Source organism: Pseudomonas sp. 910_23, assembly GCF_052850795.1.
The window spans coordinates 54,170-74,433 of sequence record NZ_VXCZ01000023.1; the positions used below are offsets into that span (position 1 = coordinate 54,170).

Annotated in this window: 16 protein-coding genes; 5 read left to right on the top strand and 11 right to left on the bottom strand. The window is 59.2% G+C overall.

What is annotated here, in order from left to right; genetic code table 11:
• Positions 1-16: 16 nt before the first annotated feature.
• The 7 genes from greA to grpE all read right to left on the bottom strand — a co-directional run bounded on the left by greA (position 17) and on the right by grpE (position 10,057).
• Positions 17-493 carry a transcription elongation factor GreA gene (gene greA, locus FW800_RS23820; protein ID WP_005791494.1) on the bottom strand — a complete coding sequence of 159 codons (477 nt, stop codon included), beginning with the start codon at positions 491-493 and terminating at the stop codon, positions 17-19.
• On the bottom strand, positions 490-3,711 hold the full coding sequence (gene carB / locus FW800_RS23825; protein WP_446438572.1) for a carbamoyl-phosphate synthase large subunit: 3,222 nt from the start codon (positions 3,709-3,711) through the stop codon (positions 490-492). The genes greA and carB overlap by 4 nt, the downstream gene beginning before the upstream one ends.
• Positions 3,712-3,816: 105 nt before the next feature.
• Complete coding sequence (carA, locus tag FW800_RS23830) at positions 3,817-4,953, bottom strand: glutamine-hydrolyzing carbamoyl-phosphate synthase small subunit (RefSeq protein WP_446438573.1); 1,137 nt, start codon at positions 4,951-4,953, stop codon at positions 3,817-3,819.
• Positions 4,954-5,212: 259 nt separating this feature from the next.
• Positions 5,213-6,019 (bottom strand): 4-hydroxy-tetrahydrodipicolinate reductase, encoded by an 807-nt coding sequence (gene dapB / locus FW800_RS23835; protein WP_446438574.1) that lies wholly within the window; start codon positions 6,017-6,019, stop codon positions 5,213-5,215.
• Positions 6,020-6,029: 10 nt separating this feature from the next.
• Positions 6,030-7,154 (bottom strand): molecular chaperone DnaJ, encoded by a 1,125-nt coding sequence (gene dnaJ, locus FW800_RS23840; RefSeq protein ID WP_005791501.1) that lies wholly within the window; start codon positions 7,152-7,154, stop codon positions 6,030-6,032.
• A 317-nt stretch (positions 7,155-7,471) separates the two neighbouring features.
• Positions 7,472-9,394: a molecular chaperone DnaK gene (dnaK, locus tag FW800_RS23845; RefSeq protein WP_446438575.1), complete on the bottom strand. Its 1,923-nt coding sequence runs from the start codon at positions 9,392-9,394 to the stop codon at positions 7,472-7,474.
• A 102-nt stretch (positions 9,395-9,496) separates the two neighbouring features.
• Positions 9,497-10,057: a nucleotide exchange factor GrpE gene (gene grpE / locus FW800_RS23850; protein ID WP_446438576.1), complete on the bottom strand. Its 561-nt coding sequence runs from the start codon at positions 10,055-10,057 to the stop codon at positions 9,497-9,499.
• Positions 10,058-10,311: 254 nt separating this feature from the next.
• Between grpE and recN the strand changes: the two genes are divergently transcribed.
• Positions 10,312-11,985 (top strand): DNA repair protein RecN, encoded by a 1,674-nt coding sequence (gene recN, locus FW800_RS23855; protein ID WP_446438577.1) that lies wholly within the window; start codon positions 10,312-10,314, stop codon positions 11,983-11,985.
• A gap of 86 nt (positions 11,986-12,071) precedes the next feature.
• On the opposite strand, the gene fur is transcribed toward recN, so the two are convergent.
• On the bottom strand, positions 12,072-12,476 hold the full coding sequence (gene fur / locus FW800_RS23860; protein ID WP_003194220.1) for a ferric iron uptake transcriptional regulator: 405 nt from the start codon (positions 12,474-12,476) through the stop codon (positions 12,072-12,074).
• Positions 12,477-12,574: 98 nt separating this feature from the next.
• Between fur and FW800_RS23865 the strand changes: the two genes are divergently transcribed.
• Positions 12,575-13,102, top strand: a complete 528-nt coding sequence (locus tag FW800_RS23865; protein ID WP_005791510.1) for an outer membrane protein assembly factor BamE — start codon at positions 12,575-12,577, stop codon at positions 13,100-13,102.
• 63 nt (positions 13,103-13,165) lie between these two features.
• Here FW800_RS23865 and FW800_RS23870 read toward each other — a convergent pair whose 3' ends face one another.
• Both FW800_RS23870 and FW800_RS23875 read right to left on the bottom strand, forming a co-directional pair.
• On the bottom strand, positions 13,166-13,468 hold the full coding sequence (locus FW800_RS23870) for an RnfH family protein (protein ID WP_446438578.1): 303 nt from the start codon (positions 13,466-13,468) through the stop codon (positions 13,166-13,168).
• Entirely contained in the window at positions 13,461-13,895 is a 435-nt protein-coding gene (locus FW800_RS23875; RefSeq protein WP_005791512.1) for a type II toxin-antitoxin system RatA family toxin, read from the bottom strand. The genes FW800_RS23870 and FW800_RS23875 overlap by 8 nt, the downstream gene beginning before the upstream one ends.
• A gap of 167 nt (positions 13,896-14,062) precedes the next feature.
• Here FW800_RS23875 and smpB point away from each other — a divergent pair, with 167 nt between their 5' ends.
• Complete coding sequence (gene smpB / locus FW800_RS23880) at positions 14,063-14,545, top strand: SsrA-binding protein SmpB (protein ID WP_005791513.1); 483 nt, start codon at positions 14,063-14,065, stop codon at positions 14,543-14,545.
• 36 nt (positions 14,546-14,581) lie between these two features.
• Here the strand turns inward: smpB and FW800_RS23885 are convergent, their stop codons facing one another.
• Complete coding sequence (locus FW800_RS23885; RefSeq protein WP_005791515.1) at positions 14,582-15,349, bottom strand: GntR family transcriptional regulator; 768 nt, start codon at positions 15,347-15,349, stop codon at positions 14,582-14,584.
• A gap of 250 nt (positions 15,350-15,599) precedes the next feature.
• On the opposite strand from FW800_RS23885, the gene FW800_RS23890 reads away from it, so the two are divergent.
• Both FW800_RS23890 and FW800_RS23895 read left to right on the top strand, forming a co-directional pair.
• Positions 15,600-17,294, top strand: coding sequence for a lactate permease LctP family transporter (locus tag FW800_RS23890; RefSeq protein ID WP_032879436.1), 1,695 nt, complete (start codon positions 15,600-15,602; stop codon positions 17,292-17,294).
• Between the two features lie 70 nt (positions 17,295-17,364).
• Complete coding sequence (locus FW800_RS23895; RefSeq protein ID WP_446438579.1) at positions 17,365-20,175, top strand: FAD-binding and (Fe-S)-binding domain-containing protein; 2,811 nt, start codon at positions 17,365-17,367, stop codon at positions 20,173-20,175.
• Positions 20,176-20,264 lie beyond the last annotated feature (89 nt).

The window sequence follows — 20,264 nt, forward strand, 5'->3', positions numbered from 1 at the left end:
TAGCGGGCGCCGTCTTTCAGATGTGGCGGACTTCGACAATCTCGTACTCAATGACGCCGCTCGGCGTTTTCACGGCAACGACGTCACCCTCTTCCTTGGCAATCAAGGCGCGAGCGATCGGCGAGCCGACAGAGATCTTGCCTTGCTTGAAATCAGCCTCATCCTCACCCACGATCTGGTAAGTCACGCTTTCGTCAGTCTCGACGTTGGCGATTTCCACGGTCGTACCGAAAATCACCTTGCCGGTATGCGGGATGGTCGTGACATCAATAATCACCGCATTCTGCATACGGCCCTCGATATCACGAATCCTCGCCTCGACCATACCCTGCTGCTCGCGAGCAGCGTGGTATTCGGCGTTTTCCTTCAAGTCACCCAGCTCGCGGGCCGTACCGATGTCCTGGCTCAGCTTCGGACGTACGACCTTGGTCAGATGGGCGTGTTCCTCTTCCAGGGCCTTGGCGCCCTGGACGGTCATTGGGTATTTGATCATGCCTTCAATCCTGCGTGTAGATCCTGCAAGCGACGCACGGTCTTTTCCGGACCGAACTTGAGCGCTTCGCAGATAGCTTCGCCAGCAGCAATGGTGGTGGTGCAGTAGATCTTGTGCTGCAAGGCATTACGACGAATGGAGTAGGAATCCGCGATCGACTGACGACCTTCGGTGGTGTTGATGATCAGCGTGACTTCGTCATTCTTGATCATGTCGACCACATGCGGACGGCCTTCCGTCACCTTGTTCACGCGACGTACTTTCAAGCCCGCAGCCTCGATCAGCTTGGCGGTCCCGGCAGTCGCGACAACTTCAAAGCCCAAGTTGATCAGATCACGGGCCACGCCCGCAACCAGTGGCTTGTCGTCATCACGCACACTGATAAACGCAGTACCGCCGGTCGGCAACACTTCGCTGGCACCCATCTGGGCCTTGGCGAACGCTTCACCGAAGGTATCGCCCACGCCCATCACTTCACCGGTGGACTTCATCTCTGGGCCCAGGATCGGGTCCACACCAGGGAATTTGGCGAATGGGAACACCGCCTCTTTCACGCTGTAGAAGTTGGGAATGATTTCCTTGGTAAAGCCGATTTCCTTCAAGGTCTTACCGGCCATCACACGGGCAGCGATCATGGCCAGGGACACACCGATGCACTTGGATACAAACGGCACGGTACGCGAGGCACGCGGGTTGACTTCAATGACGTAGATGTCTTCGCCTTGCAGCGCCAACTGAACGTTCATCAGGCCGACCACACCCAGTTCCAGGGCCATTTTCTTGACCTGTTCGCGCATCTCGTCCTGGATGTGCGCCGGCAGCGAGTACGGCGGCAGCGAGCACGCGGAGTCACCGGAGTGAACGCCGGCCTGCTCGATGTGCTGCATGATCGCGCCGATCACTACGTCAGTACCGTCGCATACCGCATCCACGTCCATTTCGATGGCGCAGTTGAGGAAGTGGTCCAGCAGCACCGGGCTGTCGTTGGACACTTTCACCGCATCACGCAGGTAGCGCTTGAGTTCGTCTTCTTCGTAGACGATTTCCATCGCGCGACCGCCCAGTACGTAGGACGGGCGCACCACCAGCGGGTAGCCGATCTTGCTGGCTGCACGGATGGCTTCGTCTTCGCTGCGCACGGTAGCGTTTGGCGGCTGACGCAGGTTCAGGCGCTCAACCATCTGCTGGAAGCGCTCACGGTCTTCGGCACGGTCGATAGCGTCCGGGCTGGTACCGATGATCGGCACGCCGGCAGCTTCCAGGGCACGCGCCAGCTTCAGCGGGGTCTGGCCGCCGTATTGGACGATCACGCCCTTAGGCTTCTCGACGCGGCAGATTTCCAATACGTCTTCCAGCGTTACCGGCTCGAAGTACAGACGGTCGGAAGTGTCGTAGTCGGTGGACACGGTTTCCGGGTTGCAGTTGACCATGATGGTCTCGTACCCGTCTTCGCGCAGGGCGAGGGCGGCGTGTACGCAGCAGTAGTCGAACTCGATGCCCTGGCCGATACGGTTCGGACCGCCGCCCAGGATGATGATCTTGTCGCGATCCGACGGCGCGGCTTCGCACTCTTCCTCATAGGTGGAGTACATGTAGGCAGTGTCGGTGGCGAACTCTGCGGCGCAGGTGTCAACGCGCTTGTAGACCGGAAAGATATCCAACTTGTGGCGATGAGTACGCAGGTTCTTCTCGGTCACACCCAGCAGCTTGGCCAGGCGCTGGTCGGAGAAGCCTTTGCGCTTGAGGCGGAACATCAGGTCGCGGTCGATAGACGACAGGCCCAGAGTCTTGACCTTCTCTTCTTCCTTGATCAGATCTTCGATCTGCACCAGGAACCACGGATCGATCATGTTCATGCCGAAGATATCTTCGACGCTCAGGCCGGCACGGAAGGCGTCAGCCACGTACCAGATACGCTCGGCACCCGGCACGGTCAGCTCGCGCTTGAGGATGCTCATGCTTTCCGGATTGCTCAGGTCGAGCTTCTCGTCCAGGCCGCAAACACCGACTTCCAGGCCGCGCAGGGCTTTCTGCAGGGATTCCTGGAACGTGCGGCCGATCGCCATGACTTCGCCGACCGACTTCATCTGGGTGGTCAGGCGCGCATCAGCCTTGGCGAACTTCTCGAAGGCAAAGCGTGGCAGCTTGGTCACAACGTAGTCGATAGACGGCTCGAAAGACGCCGGCATAGCGCCGCCGGTGATTTCGTTTTGCAGTTCGTCCAAGGTGTAGCCGATAGCCAGCTTGGCAGCGATACGCGCAATCGGGAAGCCGGTAGCTTTCGAGGCCAGCGCCGAAGAACGCGATACACGTGGGTTCATCTCGATCACGACCATGCGGCCGGTGTCCGGGCAGATACCGAACTGAACGTTGGAACCGCCGGTTTCAACGCCGATCTCGCGCAGTACCGCCAGGGAGGCGTTACGCAGGATCTGGTATTCCTTGTCGGTCAGGGTCTGCGCCGGAGCTACGGTGATCGAGTCACCGGTGTGCACGCCCATCGGATCGAAGTTTTCGATGGAGCAGACGATGATGCAGTTGTCCGTTTTATCGCGGACCACCTCCATCTCGTATTCTTTCCAACCGATCAGCGATTCGTCGATCAGCAGCTCTTTGGTCGGCGACAGGTCCAGGCCACGCGCGCAGATTTCTTCGAACTCTTCACGGTTGTAGGCAATGCCGCCACCGGTGCCGCCCATGGTGAAGGACGGACGGATAATGCACGGGAAGCCCAGGGTCTCAAGGACCGCATTGGCTTCTTCCATGCTGTGGGCGATACCGGAACGCGGGCACGCCAGGCCGATGGACTTCATGGCCTTGTCGAAACGCGAACGGTCTTCAGCCTTGTCGATGGTGTCGGCATTGGCGCCGATCATCTCTACGCCGAACTTTTCCAGGACGCCTTCGCGCTCCAGGTCCAGGGCGCAGTTCAATGCAGTCTGGCCGCCCATGGTTGGCAGCAGCGCGTCCGGACGCTCTTTCTCGATGATCTTGGCAACGGTCTGCCATTTGATCGGCTCGATGTACGTCGCGTCGGCCATGGCCGGGTCGGTCATGATGGTGGCCGGGTTGGAGTTCACCAGGATGACGCGGTAGCCCTCCTCACGCAGGGCCTTACAGGCCTGGGCGCCGGAGTAGTCGAATTCGCAGGCCTGGCCGATCACGATCGGGCCAGCGCCGAGAATCAGGATGCTTTTTATGTCTGTACGTTTTGGCATGGGTTTGTCACTCAAATCCGCAGGTCAGTCGGCAAGCCGTCTAGAACAATCCTTGAAGAGCCTGCGGGGGCCACCGTGGTTCGGGGCCGCCCGCAGAGCATTCAGTCAGCGTCGCTTGGCCATCTCATTGATGAAACGGTCGAACAGCGGCGCTACGTCGTTCGGGCCCGGGCTGGCTTCAGGGTGGCCCTGGAAGCTGAACGCGCTCTTGTCGGTGCGTTCGATGCCCTGCAGGGAACCGTCGAACAGCGACTTGTGAATGGCGCGCACATTACTCGGCAAGCTGGCTTCATCCACCGCAAAACCGTGGTTCTGGCTGGTGATCATCACAACGCCGGTGTCCAGGTCTTGTACCGGGTGGTTGGCACCGTGGTGGCCGTGGCCCATTTTCAGGGTCTTGGCGCCGGAGGCCAAAGCCAGCAGCTGGTGGCCAAGGCAGATACCGAACACCGGAATGTCGGTTTCCAGCACGTCCTTGATGGCCTGGATAGCGTAGTCGCATGGCTCGGGGTCACCCGGGCCGTTGGACAGGAACACGCCGTCCGGCTGCATCGCGAGCACATCGCTGGCAGGCGTTTGCGCGGGCACCACGGTCACGCGGCAGCCACGCTCGACCAACATGCGCAGGATGTTGTACTTGACGCCGTAGTCATAGGCGACCACGTGGTAAGGCAGATCGGCAGCCCCGATAGTCGCGTGGCTGTCGGTCTTCAGATCCCACACAGTGGAACGCCACTCGTACTTCTCTTTGACGCTGACGACTTTCGCCAGGTCCATGCCTTTCAGGCCAGGGAAGCCTTGTGCTGCGGCAATCGCCGCCTCGTCGGAAATATTGTCACCGACCATGATGCAGCCATTCTGCGAGCCTTTTTCACGCAGGATGCGCGTGAGGCGGCGCGTATCGATACCGGCGATCGCCACAACATTGTTGGCTTTCAGGTAATCGGACAGCGACATCGTGTTACGCCAGTTGCTCGCAACCAGTGGCAGGTCACGAATCACCAGACCGGCCGACCAGACACGATCAGACTCGACATCTTCCGGTGTAGTACCGGTGTTGCCGATGTGCGGATAGGTCAGGGTGACGATCTGTTGGGCGTAGGAAGGATCGGTAAGGATTTCCTGATAGCCGGTCATGGCGGTGTTGAACACCACCTCTCCAACGGTTTGACCGTCGGCTCCAATGGCTTCGCCGCGAAAAATGCTGCCATCAGCAAGGGCGAGTATGGCTGGCTTAGTCAAGAAGACCTCCCGTAAATAAAGCCTGAAAGGGCGATCGCAGGTTGTAAAAAAGCGGAGTGACGTATGGACACGTCACCCCGCTTCTTCATCGAATTATTCTGCGCGCTTTTAGTGGACACACTAAAGCTGTAGCTTACAGAAAAAGGCTTTTTGGGTCCACCGCTAATGAGCCTTAAAGGCAGGAGAATGCGACAGGACGTCGCTTAGCGGGTAAAAACGGGGCCTCAGGATAATCCCGAGGCCCCATTTAAGCTACTGATTAGTGCAGATCCAACACGTCGCGCATGTCATACAGGCCCGGCTCGCGGCCTTCCAACCAGAGCGCAGCTCGCACTGCACCCTTGGCGAACGTCATGCGGCTTGAAGCCTTGTGCGTGATCTCCAGGCGCTCGCCTTCGGTGGCGAACAGCACCGTGTGATCGCCAACCACATCACCACCGCGCACGGTTGCAAAGCCGATGGTGTCGCGCGCGCGCTCACCGGTATGGCCTTCACGCCCGTATACCGCCACTTTCGATAGATCACGGCCCAGCGCATCAGCGATAGCTTCACCCATGCGCAACGCAGTGCCCGACGGCGCATCGATCTTGTGGCGGTGATGAGTCTCGATAATCTCGATATCGGCTTCGTCACCCAGCACACGCGCTGCCAGGTCCAACAATTTCAGCGACAGGTTCACGCCAACGCTGAAGTTGGCAGCAAAGACGATCGGAATATCCTTGCCCGCCTCCACCAGCAACTGCTTCTGCTCAACACTCAAGCCAGTCGTGCCGATCACCATGGCCTTGCCTGCCTTGCGGCAGAAGGCCAGGTTTTTCAGCATCACGTCAGGCAAGGTGAAATCGATGAGCACGTCAAACTCGTCAGCCACCTGCTCAAGGCTGCCCGTCAACGAGACACCGATGCGGCCCAACGACGCCAACTCACCGGCATCCGCACCGATCAACGTGCTGCCCGGGCGAACAATCGCCGCCGTCAGCCCGGAGGCCGGCGAGCGTTGCTGCACCGCCTCGACCAGCGTCTTGCCCATGCGCCCGGCAGCGCCCATTACGGCTATACGTCGCATATTCACGTCCTTACAGGTCGCCGAAGAAGCGTTTCACGCCATCGAAGAAGCCAGTGGTTTTCGGCGAATGGGAGTCATCGCCTTCCAGCGAGCTGCGGAACTCTTCGAGCAGTTCGCGCTGACGACGGCCCAGGTTGACCGGGGTTTCCACCGCCACACGACACATCAGGTCGCCCGCACCGCCACCGCGCACTGGCGCAACGCCTTTGCCACGGATGCGGAACTGCTTGCCAGTCTGTGTCCCCTCGGGAATCTTGAGCTTGACTCGACCATCAAGGGTCGGAATCTCCAACTCACCGCCCAAGGCCGCATCGACAAAGCTGATCGGCACTTCGCAGAACAGGTGTTTGCCATCGCGCTGGAAGATCGAGTGCTCACGCACATTGATCACCACGTACAGGTCGCCAGTCGGACCGCCCTGGGTACCCGCCTCGCCTTCGCCCGACAGGCGAATACGATCGCCGGTATCCACACCCGCCGGCACTTTCACCGAGAGGGTCTTGTACTCTTCAACACGACCTTCACCGTGGCAGGAATCGCACGGATCGGAAATGATCTTGCCCTGGCCATGGCAACGCGGGCAGGTTTGCTGCACCGAGAAGAAGCCCTGCTGCATGCGCACCTGACCAATACCACCACAGGTCGGGCACGTGATCGGCGAGGAGCCTTTCTTGGCACCCGAACCGTCGCACGGCTTGCAGTTAACCAGCGTCGGCACGCGAATATTGACGCTGGTACCGCGCACGGCTTCTTCCAGATTCAACTCCAGCGTGTAGCGCAAGTCACTGCCACGCTGCGCGCCGCCACGTTGACCGCCACGGCCACCGCCGAAGAAATCGCTGAACACGTCGCCGAAAATATCGGAGAAGTTCTGACCGCCGAAACCGGCGCCGCCGCCACCCATGCTCGGGTCGACGCCGGCATGACCGTACTGGTCATAGGCCGCACGCTTATTGGGATCACACAGGCATTCGTAGGCCTCATTGGCCTCTTTGAACATCTCTTCGGATTCTTTGTTATCCGGATTACGGTCGGGGTGGTGCTTCATCGCCAAGCGACGGTAGGCCTTCTTCAGGTCCGCCTCGCTGGCCCCGCGCTCCACACCCAATACTTCGTAATAGTCACGCTTTGCCATAAGTCTTTGCACTCTTAAGGACGTTCGGCCTGGCCCTCCTGAACCCTGCCAAACTCGTTGAGCCCCAATACAGGCCCGGACCCAACTCACGTCAATTCAACGATCCTGGTCATTACTGCTTTTAGCCAGGGACCCGGCCAAAAACGCGGTGAATGCCATTCGGAAAGCAGGAGCATTCCCGATCACACCGCCAGCATCCGAGCGTTGTCGCATGCTGTAAAAATTCGCATACCCCAGACACGCCAACGCGGGAGCAAGCTCCCGCGCGGCGACATCCTACCAGTCACCGCTTGTGAGCGGTCAACCGGGCGACCAAGTTACTTCTTCTGGTCTTCTTTGACTTCTTCGAACTCGGCATCGACAACATCGTCGTGCTTGGCTTCTGGCTCTGCCTGCTGCGCAGCACCGTCAGCCGGCTGGCCTTGTTCGGCGTACATTTTCTGAGCGATCGGTGCGGAGACTTTCGACAGCTCCTCGATCTTGGCTTCGATGGCAGCCTTGTCGTCGCCTTTGATGGCGGCTTCCAGTGCAACCAAGGCCGCTTCGATTGCGGTTTTCTCTTCTTCGGTCACTTTGTCGCCAGCATCAGCGATCATCTTGCGAGTCGAGTGAACCAGCGCATCACCCTGGTTACGGGCGCCAGCCAGCTCAGCAAACTTGGCATCCGCATCAGCGTTGGCCTCAGCATCACGAATCATCTGTTGAATTTCTTCATCAGACAGACCCGAGTTGGCCTTGATGGTGATCTTCTGCTCTTTGCCGGTTGCCTTGTCTTTCGCGCCGACGTGCAGGATGCCGTTGGCGTCGATGTCGAAGGTCACTTCGATTTGTGGCACGCCACGTGGTGCTGGTGGAATCTCAGCCAGGTCGAACTTGCCCAGGGACTTGTTCTGCGAAGCTTGCTTGCGCTCACCTTGCAGCACGTGAATGGTCACGGCGCCCTGGTTGTCATCGGCAGTCGAGAACACCTGGGATTTCTTGGTAGGAATCGTGGTGTTTTTCTCGATCAGCGCAGTCATCACGCCACCCATGGTTTCGATACCCAGGGTCAGCGGGCTCACGTCCAGCAGCAATACGTCTTTTACGTCACCGGCCAATACCGCACCCTGGATGGCAGCACCCATGGCAACAGCTTCGTCCGGGTTCACGTCTTTACGTGCTTCTTTGCCGAAGAACTCGGTTACCAGCTTCTGCACCAGCGGCATACGGGTCTGACCGCCGACCAGGATCACGTCGTTGATCGAGCCAACGTCGATACCGGAGTCTTTCAGTGCGATACGGCAAGGCTCGATGGTGCGCTGAACCAGGTCTTCAACCAGAGCTTCGAGCTTGGAGCGCGAGATCTTCACGTTCAAGTGCTTAGGACCGGTAGCGTCTGCAGTGATGTACGGCAGGTTGACGTCGGTCGACTGAGCGGAAGACAGCTCGATCTTGGCCTTTTCAGCGGCTTCTTTCAGGCGCTGCATGGCCAGCGGGTCACCCTTGAGGTTCATGCCGCTTTCTTTCTTGAATTCGTCTACCAGGTAGTCGATCAGACGGATGTCAAAGTCTTCACCACCCAGGAAGGTGTCGCCGTTGGTGGCCAACACTTCGAACTGGTGCTCGCCGTCAACTTCTGCGATCTCGATCACGGAGACGTCAAAAGTACCGCCACCCAGGTCGTAGACGATCACAGTGTGGTCGCCCTTGGCCTTGTCCATGCCGTAAGCCAGAGCGGCTGCGGTTGGCTCGTTGATGATACGTTTTACGTCCAGACCCGCGATGCGGCCGGCGTCTTTGGTTGCCTGGCGCTGGCTGTCGTTGAAGTAGGCCGGAACGGTGATCACCGCTTCAGTCACTGCTTCACCGAGGTAGTCTTCGGCGGTTTTCTTCATCTTTTTCAAGATTTCAGCCGAAATTTGCGGCGGCGACATTTTCTGGCCGTTTACTTCAACCCAGGCGTCACCGTTGTCGGCCTTGGCGATTTTGTAAGGGACCATCTTGATGTCTTTCTGTACGACTTCTTCGTCGAACTTACGACCGATCAAACGCTTTACCGCATACAGGGTGTTATGCGGGTTGGTCACAGCCTGACGCTTGGCCGACTGACCGACGAGGATTTCACCGTCGTTGGCGTAAGCGATGATCGACGGAGTGGTACGTGCGCCTTCGGCGTTTTCGATAACTTTTGCAACGCCGTTTTCCAGCACGGAGACGCAGGAGTTGGTGGTCCCCAGGTCAATACCGATAATTTTGCCCATGATTTACTCTCCCGAACTTTGAATTTGGTTGCCGCAGCAGTTGTGGCTAACTGCGGTAGCACTTAAACGCTTGACTTATAGATGGGGGCCTTGCGGCGGATTTCAAGCCTGCTCATCAATAGAAGGTGCAGCGGGTGCAGGAGCCTTGCTCACCACCACCATTGCCGGGCGCATCAAGCGACCATTGAGCTGGTAACCCTTCTGGAACACCTTCATCACGCTGTTAGGCTCCAGATCGTGGCTTTCCTGCATGGCCATGGCCTGGTGATGCTCAGCATTGAACGGCTCGCCGCCTTGCGGATCGATCGCTTCCAGCTGATAACGCTTCAGGGTGTCCTGGAACATTTTCAGCGTCAGCTCGATGCCTTCACGCATTGGGCGGATGTTTTCGTCGGCCGGGTCAGACAACTCAAGACCACGTTCAAGACTGTCGATGATCGGCAGCAGATCGCCAGCGAATTTTTCCAGCGCGAATTTGTGAGCCTTTTCTACGTCCTGCTCGGCACGGCGGCGGACGTTCTGCAGATCGGCGGCAACACGCAACGATTGATCCTGCGCAGCGGACAATTGCTCTTCGAGCACTTGCACGCGGGTGACCAGCTCATCACCGGCAGCCGCATTGGCGTCTGGAGTTTGCGTATCCTGCGTCTGTTCGTCAGCCATAGATTTCTCCTTTCAAAATCATGCGCGATCTCGACTCGCGCTTCTGTTCCGGTATATGGGGCCACAATTTCCAGGTTCAAGGGCGCGGGCGTTACCAAAAGTCTTTCGCATGACTCGGATCATTTCCTGCTCCTACATTCCTCATCGCGCTAAAAAAAGCTGTTGATCAAGCAAATCGAGCTAAGCGCCAGGATTGTCAGCCACAAACAAAACACTGTATAAATAACCAGACCTCAAGCCTGGGAGCGGCCGTCATGCTCGTGCACCTGTCTGTACATAACTACGCAATCGTTGAACATCTGGATCTCGAACTGGATCGCGGGATGAGCGTAATCACAGGCGAAACCGGCGCCGGCAAGTCGATCATGCTCGACGCCCTCGGCCTGACCCTCGGCGACCGCGCCGACAGTGGCGTGGTACGCCCAGGCTCCGACAAAGCCGATATCCTGGCCACCTTTGACCTGGCCGACATTCCCGAGGCCGAAGCATGGCTGGTCGAGCGCGACCTGAACAATGAAAGCCCGTGCATTCTGCGCCGGGTGATCACTGCCGAAGGTCGCTCCCGCGGCTATATCAACGGCACGCCGTGCCCACTTGGCGACTTGAAAGCCCTGGGTGAGCTGCTGATCGATATCCACAGCCAGCATGAACACCAGTCCCTGCTCAAAACCGATACTCACCGCCGACTGCTCGACGAATACGCCGGCGCCACCGACCTTGCCCGCCAGGTTCAACTGGCCGCCCAACGCTGGCGCCAGACACGCCAGGAACTGGAACGCCTCTCCAACTCCGGCGATGAACAACGCGCCCGCCACCAACTGCTCAGCTATCAACTCGAAGAGCTTGAAAGCCTGGGCCTGGGCGAGACCGAACTGGAGCAGCTTGAGCAGGAACACAAGAACCTGACCAATGCAGAGACCTTGCTGGGTATCTGCCGCCAGGTCGTCGAGCAATGCAGCGAGAGCGACTCGGGCAATGTGCTCAACGCACTGACAGCCAGCCTCAATCGCCTGTCCAGCGTGAACAATGCTTCCGGCTCGTTGAATGAGGCCACTACCCTGCTCACCAGCGCACAGATCCAGGTTGAAGAAGCCGTCGGTGAACTCAACCGCTTCCTGGACCACTTCGATGCCGATCCGGCACGCCTGCAGGAAATAGAAGAGCGCCTGGACACCATCTATACCCTGGCGCGCAAGCATCGAATCCAGCCCACTGAACTGGCTGCCATGCAACAGAAGCTGCTGGATGAAATCGACACACTGAACGCCAACGACGAGTCCATCGAGCGACTGGGCGAGGAACTCGCTTCGTTTGCCCGCCATTATCAGGAGAAGGCCCAGGAGCTGAGCGACCTGCGCCAACAGGCCGCCACCAGCCTGGCCAGCGCCGTCGAGCAGGAAATACAGCGCCTGGGTATGCCGGGCGGGCGCTTCACCATCGAACTGCGCGCCAACGCCAGCCACGAACTGCAGCCCCATGGGCTGGAGCAGGTAGAACTGCTGGTCAGCGCCAACCCCGGTCAGCCACTCAAGGCCCTGGCCAAAGTGGCCTCAGGCGGCGAGTTGTCGCGGATCAGCCTGGCGATCCAGGTGATCACCGCGCAGACCTCACGGGTACCAACGCTGGTATTCGATGAAGTAGACGTTGGCATCGGCGGGCCAACCGCAGAAATTGTTGGCCAATTGTTGCGTCGCCTGGGGGATCGCGGCCAGGTACTTACGGTGACTCACTTGCCGCAAGTGGCGGCTCAAGGGCATCAACATCTATTTGTGCACAAGGTGCGCGGCAGCGATGCGACACACACGGCCGTCTCCAAGCTGAACAAGTCGGAACGGGTAGAAGAAGTTGCGCGGATGCTCGGCGGTATCGACCTGACCAAGGAGTCGTTGGCTCACGCGAAAAAAATGGTCGTGGCCGCGAAGGCTTGAACGGGTACTTTTCCTCTTTATAGAAAGCACGAAGGCGACCCTAGGGTCGCCTTCAATCGTTTCGCAGAGCAAAACTGCGTCGATTTTTACTTTTTCTTACGGATGTACAGCACCAGATTATGGTCGACCAAATCGAAACCATGCTCCTCAGCAATCTTATGCTGCAGCGCTTCGATTTCAGGGCTGGTGAACTCGATAACCTCATTGGTATCCAGATCAACCATGTGGTCATGGTGACCACCGTCAGCCAGTTCGAATACTGCATGACCGCCGTCGAAATTATGGCGAACCACCAGCCCTGCGGCTTCAAACTGGGTCAGTACACGGTAAACCGTGGCCAGGCCGACGTCCTCGTTAGACTCCATCAGCGCCTTGTAAACATCCTCGGCACTCATGTGGCGTTGCTCAGCAGAATCGAGCATTTGTAGAATCTTGACTCGTGGCAGAGTCACTTTGAGACCGGCTTTGCGTAGTTCGCTATTTTCAACCATGGTTAGCTTTCTCGCGGATGCTGCTTCGCAGCTTCTCTTAATACGGGTATGATCGGCGTTTACGTTGTCCCAGCCAAGATAGTGGAAGTCGCCCACCGATGCAAAACACCAAGCTCTTGCTAACCAGTTTCACCTTTGTGGGACTGCTCGCACTCGCCGGTTGTTCATTCCCCGGGGTTTACAAAATCGACATCCAGCAGGGCAATGTCGTCACGCAGGACATGATAGACCAGTTACGCCCGGGAATGACCCGACGGCAAGTACGGTTTATCATGGGCAACCCCCTGCTGACCGACACATTCCATGCCGATCGCTGGGATTATCTCTACAGCCTGCAGCCAGGTGGCGGTGAACGCCAACAGGAGCGCGTCAGTGTCATCTTCAATGGCAATGACCAGCTCGTGAGCCTGTCCGGTGACTTCATGCCCGGCGTAAGCCGCGATGAAGCCTTGCTGGGCAAGGACAGCGGCACCAACGTGACCGCGCCTGCGCAGGAAGCCGAAAAGCCGAAATCCGAGGTGCCGGCCAAGCCAGGCTCCTTGCTGGACCAGATCCAGAAAGACGTCGACGGCGTCGAAACTGTACCCGTCCCGACGCCACAGCCTCTGGACACCAGCCCGCAATAATTTTGCGACGCTCGATAAAAAGCCCGGCATGCCGGGCTTTTTGTTGCCTGCAGGTTGGCAAGCTCAGGTGTTCTGTCGCTTTAGCATCGCCGCCTTGGCCGCACGCAGCCTGCGTATTTCCTTGGGGCCTGCCAGCAATGGCCGGTAGATCTCGATCCGATCTCCCGCCTGCACGGCACGCACATCAGCGTCTGCCACCACCTTACCGAAGATACCCAACGGGCAGTCCGCCAACGCCAACTGCGGAAAATGCTCTGCAATGCCCGACGCCAGCACTGCCGCCCTCAGGCTTGTGCCCACCGGTATCGCCACCGCCAGCAGAACCTGGCGATCCACGTCGGCATACACCACTTCAATATCAACCATGCAATTGCTTGGCTCGCTGACAGAAAGCGTCCACCAAGGTATTTGCGGCCTGATTGAACAGTGGCCCCAAAGTCGCCCGCACAATGGGGCCAGCGTAATCAAATGAAAGATCCAGGCTGATCTTGCAGGCCTTATCCGTCAGCGCCTTGAACACCCACACGCCGTGCAGCTGGGTGAACGGCCCTTCCTGCAAATTCATTTCAATGGATTTGCCCGGCACCAGCACATTGCGCGTAACAAAATGCTGGCTGAGGCCACCCTTGGCCACACCAACACTGGCGACCATGTGCTCATCACTGCTCTCCAACACCTCGGCAGTCGAACACCAAGGCAGGAATTCCGGGTAACGCGCCACGTCGTTGACCAGGTCATAGAGCGCCTGTGCCGGATAGGGCAGCAGGGCCGAACGTTGAATATGCGTCGTCATGTGAGCGTTACTTCCACTGCTTAAGGCAAACGTCGCGAAAGTACAGCCCGATCCGCGAGAGAAAAAAACCAAAGAACTGCCCGTATTGTCCGGGATTCGTCCAACACGCTCAAGCACGCAGGTTGACCGTAGCCGACACGCTCGCAACTCCCTATAATGCCGCCCCTATGGCTAAACAAAAGAAACACCCCACAGGGACCATCGCGCAAAATAAAAAGGCGCGACACGATTACTTCATCGAACATCGGTTCGAGGCTGGTCTGGTCCTGGCCGGCTGGGAAGTAAAAAGTCTGCGTGCCAGCAAACTGCAGCTGGTCGACAGCTATGTGCTGCTCAAGGATGGCGAGGCGTGGCTGCTCGGCAGTCACATTACCCCGCTGACCACCGCGAGCACCCACGTGATTGCCGACCCGGTGCGCACGCGCAAGCTGTTGCTCAATGCCCGCGAACTCGAAAAGCTCGCCGCGGCCGTGCAGCAAAAAGGCTACGCGTGCGTCTGCCTGTCGTGGTACTGGAGCAAGCACCTGGTCAAGTGCGAAATCGCACTGGGCAAGGGCAAGAAGGAATACGACAAGCGCGACACCGAACGCGAGCGCGACTCCAATCGCGAACTGCATCGCGCCGTGCGCAACAAGGGCAAGGAAGACTAACCCTTGTAATGATGTAGCCGCGGGCAACCCCCGTGGCTACATGCCCTTACGTCGCTCCGCCCGCGCTACCCGCTGAACCTCCTGCCGCACTTCCTCCAACACTTCCTGCACGTACAACAGGTGACGTGTTGAAACGTCGCGCGCCTGCTCGGCCCGCCCCTCGATAATCGCCAGGTACAAGTCCCGGTGCTGACTGATCAGCATGTCGCGAGTCTCGGTGCGCTGCTGATACATACCGCCAATATTGGTCACCACGTTGCGCTTGAGCAGGTCGAACAACCCGCGAATGGTGTGCAGCAGCACCGCGTTATGACTGGCCTCGGCGATCGCCAAGTGAAACCTCGCATCCGCAGCGCCCTCCTCCACTCGGCTCACCTCGTCGGCTCGCGCATAGCAGTCCTGCAGCGCTTCGAACGCCGCCGTCAGTCGCTCACGGTCGACCTCGGTAGCACGCAATGCCGCGTAATAAGCACACGAAGCCTCCAGAGTCTGGCGAAACTCCAGAAGGTCGCGCTGCGCCTCGGGATTGTTTTCCAGCAGATGCAGCAGCGGATCACTGAAGGTCGAACCCAGGGAATCCACCACATAGTTGCCGCCGCCCTGTCGACTGACCAGCAACCCCTTGGCCGCCAATTTCTGGATCGCCTCACGCAATGAAGGGCGCGACACACCAAATTGTTCAGCCAAAGCGCGTTCGGCCGGCAAGCGCTCGCCCGACTTCAACGTGCCCTCAAGGATCATGCCCTCAAGCTGCTCGACAATATCGTCAGACAAACGGCGCTGACGCACCTGATCAAACCCCATAACTCACTCTCCACCATCCCGACCACTCGCCGGGGCCCCTATTCTGGCCTATCGCCGCGCTTGCAGCACCTATCAGAACACCTTCGATTTACCCGATCAGAACACTCGACACTCACTCTCAGACCAAAGTTTGACGAGCGGCAAATTGACACACCCCCGCCAAGGCTCTTAATCTAGCCCACAGCGACTGTAAATTGGTATTACCAATTATCCAAGCTGACCAAACAACAACAATCAGGGGCCACCCCATATGCAAACCTGGCAACAGCTCTACAGCCCTCTCGGCAGCCTCGGCCTGTCCGCACTGGCCGCCGTTATTCCAATCGTGTTCTTCTTCCTGGCCCTGGCCGTATTCCGCCTCAAAGGCCATGTGGCCGGCAGCATCACCCTGGCATTGTCGATCCTGGTCGCCATCTTCGCCTTCCAGATGCCGGTCGACATGGCCCTGGCAGCGGCCGGTTACGGATTTGCCTATGGCTTGTGGCCGATCGCCTGGATCATCGTGGCGGCGGTGTTCCTCTACAAGCTGACGGTCAAGAGCGGGCAGTTCGAGATCATCCGCAGCTCCGTCTTGTCGATCACCGATGACCAACGCCTGCAGGTGCTGCTGATCGGCTTCTGCTTTGGCGCCTTCCTGGAAGGCGCGGCCGGGTTCGGCGCACCCGTGGCAATCACCGCCGCGTTGCTGGTGGGCTTGGGCTTCAACCCCCTGTACGCCGCGGGCCTGTGCCTGATTGCCAATACCGCGCCGGTGGCGTTCGGCGCACTGGGCATTCCGATCATCGTCGCAGGCCAGGTCACCGGCATCGATGCGTTCAAGATCGGCGCCATGACCGGTCGCCAACTGCCGCTGCTGTCACTGTTTGTGCCCTTCTGGCTGGTGTTCATGATGGACGGCCTGCGCGGCGTGCGTGAAACCTGGCCGGCAGCCTTGGTGGCCGGCTTGAGCTTTGCCGTTACCCAGTACTTCACCTCCAACTTCATTGGCCCGGAACTGCCGGACATTACCTCGGCACTCGCCAGCCTGATCTCCCTGACACTGTTCCTGAAAATCTGGCAGCCCAAGCGCACCGCAGGCGCGCAGATTGCCGGTGCAACCTCCAGCGTAGCGGTCACCTCCAGCGCCGGCGGCTTTGGTTTGCCACGCAGCACAGTGGTTTCACCCTACAGCCTGGGGCAAATTTTCAAGGCCTGGTCGCCGTTTCTGATCCTGACCGTGCTGGTCACCATCTGGACCCTCAAACCCTTCAAGGCCATGTTCGCGGCCGGTGGTTCGATGTACAGCTGGGTGTTCAACTTCGCGATCCCCCACCTGGACCAACTGGTGATCAAAGTCGCACCCATCGTCACCAACCCCACCGCCATCCCCGCCGTCTTCAAGCTGGACCCGATTTCGGCCACCGGCACCGCGATCTTCTTCTCCGCGCTGGTCTCGATGCTAGTGCTGAAAATTGATATCAAGACTGGTCTTACCACTTTAAAAGAGACTTTCTTTGAGCTGCGCTGGCCGATCCTGTCCATCGGCATGGTGCTGGCGTTCGCCTTCGTCACCAACTACTCCGGCATGTCCTCGACAATGGCCCTGGTACTGGCTGGCACCGGCGCCGCCTTCCCGTTCTTCTCGCCCTTCCTCGGCTGGCTGGGGGTTTTCCTGACCGGCTCGGACACCTCATCCAACGCCCTGTTCAGCTCGCTGCAAGCCACCACCGCCCACCAGATTGGTGTTAACGACACCCTGCTGGTAGCGGCGAACACCAGCGGCGGCGTGACCGGCAAAATGATCTCGCCGCAATCGATCGCCGTGGCCTGCGCAGCCACGGGCCTGGTGGGCAAGGAGTCCGATCTGTTCCGCTTTACCCTCAAGCACAGCCTGTTCTTTGCCACCATCGTCGGGCTGATCACCCTGGCGCAGGCGTACTGGTTCACCGGTATGCTGGTGCACTGAGACCTGCACGTAATAGGGTAAGAATCGACGCCGGACAACGATGCCGGCGTCTGCTATTTCTGGAGGACCGATGAGCCTGCCTGCTGCTTTTCTCAGCGACGTCGCACAACTGATCCCGCAAGATCGCCGCTTCGACGATCCACTTTCCACCCTCGCCTTCGGCACCGACGCCAGCTTCTACCGATTGATCCCACAACTGGTGATCCGCGTGGAGTCAGAAGACGAAGTCGTCGCACTGCTGCAACTGGCCCAGCGCGATCACGTGCCGGTGACCTTCCGGGCCGCGGGCACCAGCCTGTCCGGCCAGGCGATCAGCGACTCGGTGCTGATCGTGCTCGGCGACAATTGGAACCACCGCGAAATTCGCGGGCAAGGCACACAGATCCGCCTGCAACCCGGCGTCATCGGCGCCCAGGCCAACGCCTGGCTCGCGCCGTTCGGGCGCAAGATCGGCCCGGACCCGGCGTCGATCAACGCCTGCAAAATTGGCGGCATCGTTGCCAACAATGCCAGCGGCATGTGCTGCGGTACGGCACAAAACACCTATCACACCCTGGCGGGCATTCGTCTGGTACTGGCCGATGGCAGCCGCCTGGACACCGAAGATGCCGCCAGCGTGCAAGCCTTCCGCCAAACACACAGTGCACTGCTTGAGCGCCTGGCCACGTTGGGCCGCGAGACACGCGCAAACGCTGAACTGGCTGCGAAGATTCGCCACAAATACCGTCTGAAAAACACCACCGGCCTGTCACTCAACGCCTTGGTGGATTTCGACGACCCGCTGGATATCCTCAGCCACCTGCTTGTCGGCTCCGAGGGCACCCTCGGGTTTATCAGTGCGGTCACCTACGACACGGTAATCGATCACCCGAACAAAGCCTCGGCGCTGATCGTGTTCCCGGATGTCGAAACATGCTGCAACGCAGTAACAGTGCTGAAAACCCAACCGGTTTCAGCCGTTGAACTGCTGGACCGACGCAGCATGCGCTCGGTGCAAGACAAACCGGGTATGCCCGCATTCGTACAACACTTATCGGAAAATGCCTGCGCACTGCTGATCGAATCCCGCGCGGCCTCGCCGTCATTGCTGCACGAACAACTGACGCTGATCATGGCCTCTCTGGCGGCGTTCCCCGTAGAAAAACAGGTCGACTTTACCGAAGACCCCGTGGAAAACGCCCGCCTGTGGGCGATCCGCAAAGACACCTTCCCCGCCGTAGGCGCCGTGCGCAAAACCGGCACCACCGTGATCATCGAAGACGTCACCTTCCCCGTCGAACAACTGGCGATCGGCGTAAACCGCCTGATCGAACTGTTCGACAAACATCACTACGACGAAGCCATCCTTTTCGGACACGCCCTGGAAGGCAATCTGCACTTTGTATTCACCCAAGGCTTCAACAGCAGCGAAGAAGTCACACGCTATCAAGCGTTCATGGACGACGTCGCACAACTGGTGGCGGTGGAGTTCGGTGGCTCGCTGAAGGCCGAACACGGCACCGGTCGCAATATGGCGCCGTTCGTTGAACTGGAATGGGGCAGCGACGCCTATCAATTGATGTGGCAACTCAAGCGCCTGCTCGACCCCAACGGCATCCTCAACCCGGATGTGGTGCTCAGCGAAGACCCACAAATCCACGTCAAACACCTCAAGCCCCTGCCCGCCGCCGATGAGCTTGTGGACAAGTGCATCGAGTGTGGCTTCTGCGAACCCGTGTGTCCCTCGAAAGGCCTGACCCTGAGCCCACGCCAGCGCATTGTGATCTGGCGCGACATCCAGGCCAAACACCGCGCAGGCGTAGACACCACCGAACTGGAAGCGGCCTACCACTATCAAGGCATCGACACCTGCGCCGCCACCGGGCTATGCGCCCAACGCTGCCCTGTAGGCATCAATACCGGCGACCTGGTGAAAAAGCTGCGCAGCCGCGAAGCAGACCGTACGAAAACCGCCGAATGGCTCGCCAGCCATTTCGCCACCGCACTGCAAGGTGCGCGCTTCACCCTGCACGTCGCCAATGGTGCACGCATGTTATTGGGTGCCCCGCGCCTGGCAAAGTGGTCGGCCACCGTGAACAGACTGTCCAAAGGGCAAATCCCGCAGTGGACCAATGCCATGCCACAACCGGAAAAAGCCATTCGCTTCAGCCCGCCAGTTACAGATGAGCGCCCGCGGGTGGTCTACCTGGCCGCCTGCGTCTCACGCGCCATGGGCCCGGCAGCCGGTGATAAAGAACAGATGTCGCTGTATGACAAAACCCGCAACCTCCTGGAAAAAGCCGGTTACCAGGTCGTATTCCCCGACAATCAAGACAACCTGTGCTGCGGCCAGCCCTTCGCCTCCAAAGGCTATGCCGAGCAGGCCGAACACAAGCGCCAGGAACTGATCGGCGCCCTGCTCCACGCCAGCCGAGGCGGCCTCGACCCGATCTATTGCGACACCAGCCCCTGCACCCTGCGCCTGGTACAAGACCTCGGCGAAACCCGCCTGGACCTCTACGACCCGGTACGTTTTATCCGCACCCACCTAATGGACCGCCTCGACTTCACGCCGCAGGAAGCCCCCATCGCCGTACACGTCACGTGCAGCACCCAGCACCTGGGCGAAAGCCAGGCCCTGATCGAACTGGCCCGGCGCTGTGCAAAAACCGTCGTCATCCCCGAAGGCATTCACTGCTGTGGCTTTGCCGGCGACAAAGGCTTCACCACCCCGCAACTCAACGCCCACGCCCTGCGCTCGCTCAAGGACGCCGTGCAACATTGCAGCGAAGGCATCTCCACCAGCCGCACCTGCGAGATCGGCCTGAGCCAGCATGGCGGCATCGACTATCACGGCCTGGTCTACCTGGTAGACCGCGTCACCCGCGCCCGCGCCCACTGACCCCGCAAAAAAACCGAACCCTGGCGCACCAGCGCAGTCATCTGCATAGGCCTCGACAAACGAGGCCCATCAGTGATGTCGCTGGCAGC

What these genes read in the sequence shown, in the direction of transcription:
- FW800_RS23885 (WP_005791515.1), bottom strand. Translation starts at nt 15,349, where the DNA reads ATGGGGTTTGATCAGGTGCGTCAGCGCCGTTTGTCTGACGATATTGTC.
- FW800_RS23895 (WP_446438579.1), top strand. Translation starts at nt 17,365, where the DNA reads ATGAGCCTGCCTGCTGCTTTTCTCAGCGACGTCGCACAACTGATCCCG.
- FW800_RS23890 (WP_032879436.1), top strand. Translation starts at nt 15,600, where the DNA reads ATGCAAACCTGGCAACAGCTCTACAGCCCTCTCGGCAGCCTCGGCCTG.
- FW800_RS23870 (WP_446438578.1), bottom strand. Translation starts at nt 13,468, where the DNA reads ATGGTTGATATTGAAGTGGTGTATGCCGACGTGGATCGCCAGGTTCTG.
- dnaK (WP_446438575.1), bottom strand. Translation starts at nt 9,394, where the DNA reads ATGGGCAAAATTATCGGTATTGACCTGGGGACCACCAACTCCTGCGTC.
- greA (WP_005791494.1), bottom strand. Translation starts at nt 493, where the DNA reads ATGATCAAATACCCAATGACCGTCCAGGGCGCCAAGGCCCTGGAAGAG.
- recN (WP_446438577.1), top strand. Translation starts at nt 10,312, where the DNA reads ATGCTCGTGCACCTGTCTGTACATAACTACGCAATCGTTGAACATCTG.
- dapB (WP_446438574.1), bottom strand. Translation starts at nt 6,019, where the DNA reads ATGCGACGTATAGCCGTAATGGGCGCTGCCGGGCGCATGGGCAAGACG.
- smpB (WP_005791513.1), top strand. Translation starts at nt 14,063, where the DNA reads ATGGCTAAACAAAAGAAACACCCCACAGGGACCATCGCGCAAAATAAA.
- carB (WP_446438572.1), bottom strand. Translation starts at nt 3,711, where the DNA reads ATGCCAAAACGTACAGACATAAAAAGCATCCTGATTCTCGGCGCTGGC.
- FW800_RS23875 (WP_005791512.1), bottom strand. Translation starts at nt 13,895, where the DNA reads ATGACGACGCATATTCAACGTTCGGCCCTGCTGCCCTATCCGGCACAG.
- FW800_RS23865 (WP_005791510.1), top strand. Translation starts at nt 12,575, where the DNA reads ATGCAAAACACCAAGCTCTTGCTAACCAGTTTCACCTTTGTGGGACTG.
- dnaJ (WP_005791501.1), bottom strand. Translation starts at nt 7,154, where the DNA reads ATGGCAAAGCGTGACTATTACGAAGTATTGGGTGTGGAGCGCGGGGCC.
- fur (WP_003194220.1), bottom strand. Translation starts at nt 12,476, where the DNA reads ATGGTTGAAAATAGCGAACTACGCAAAGCCGGTCTCAAAGTGACTCTG.
- grpE (WP_446438576.1), bottom strand. Translation starts at nt 10,057, where the DNA reads ATGGCTGACGAACAGACGCAGGATACGCAAACTCCAGACGCCAATGCG.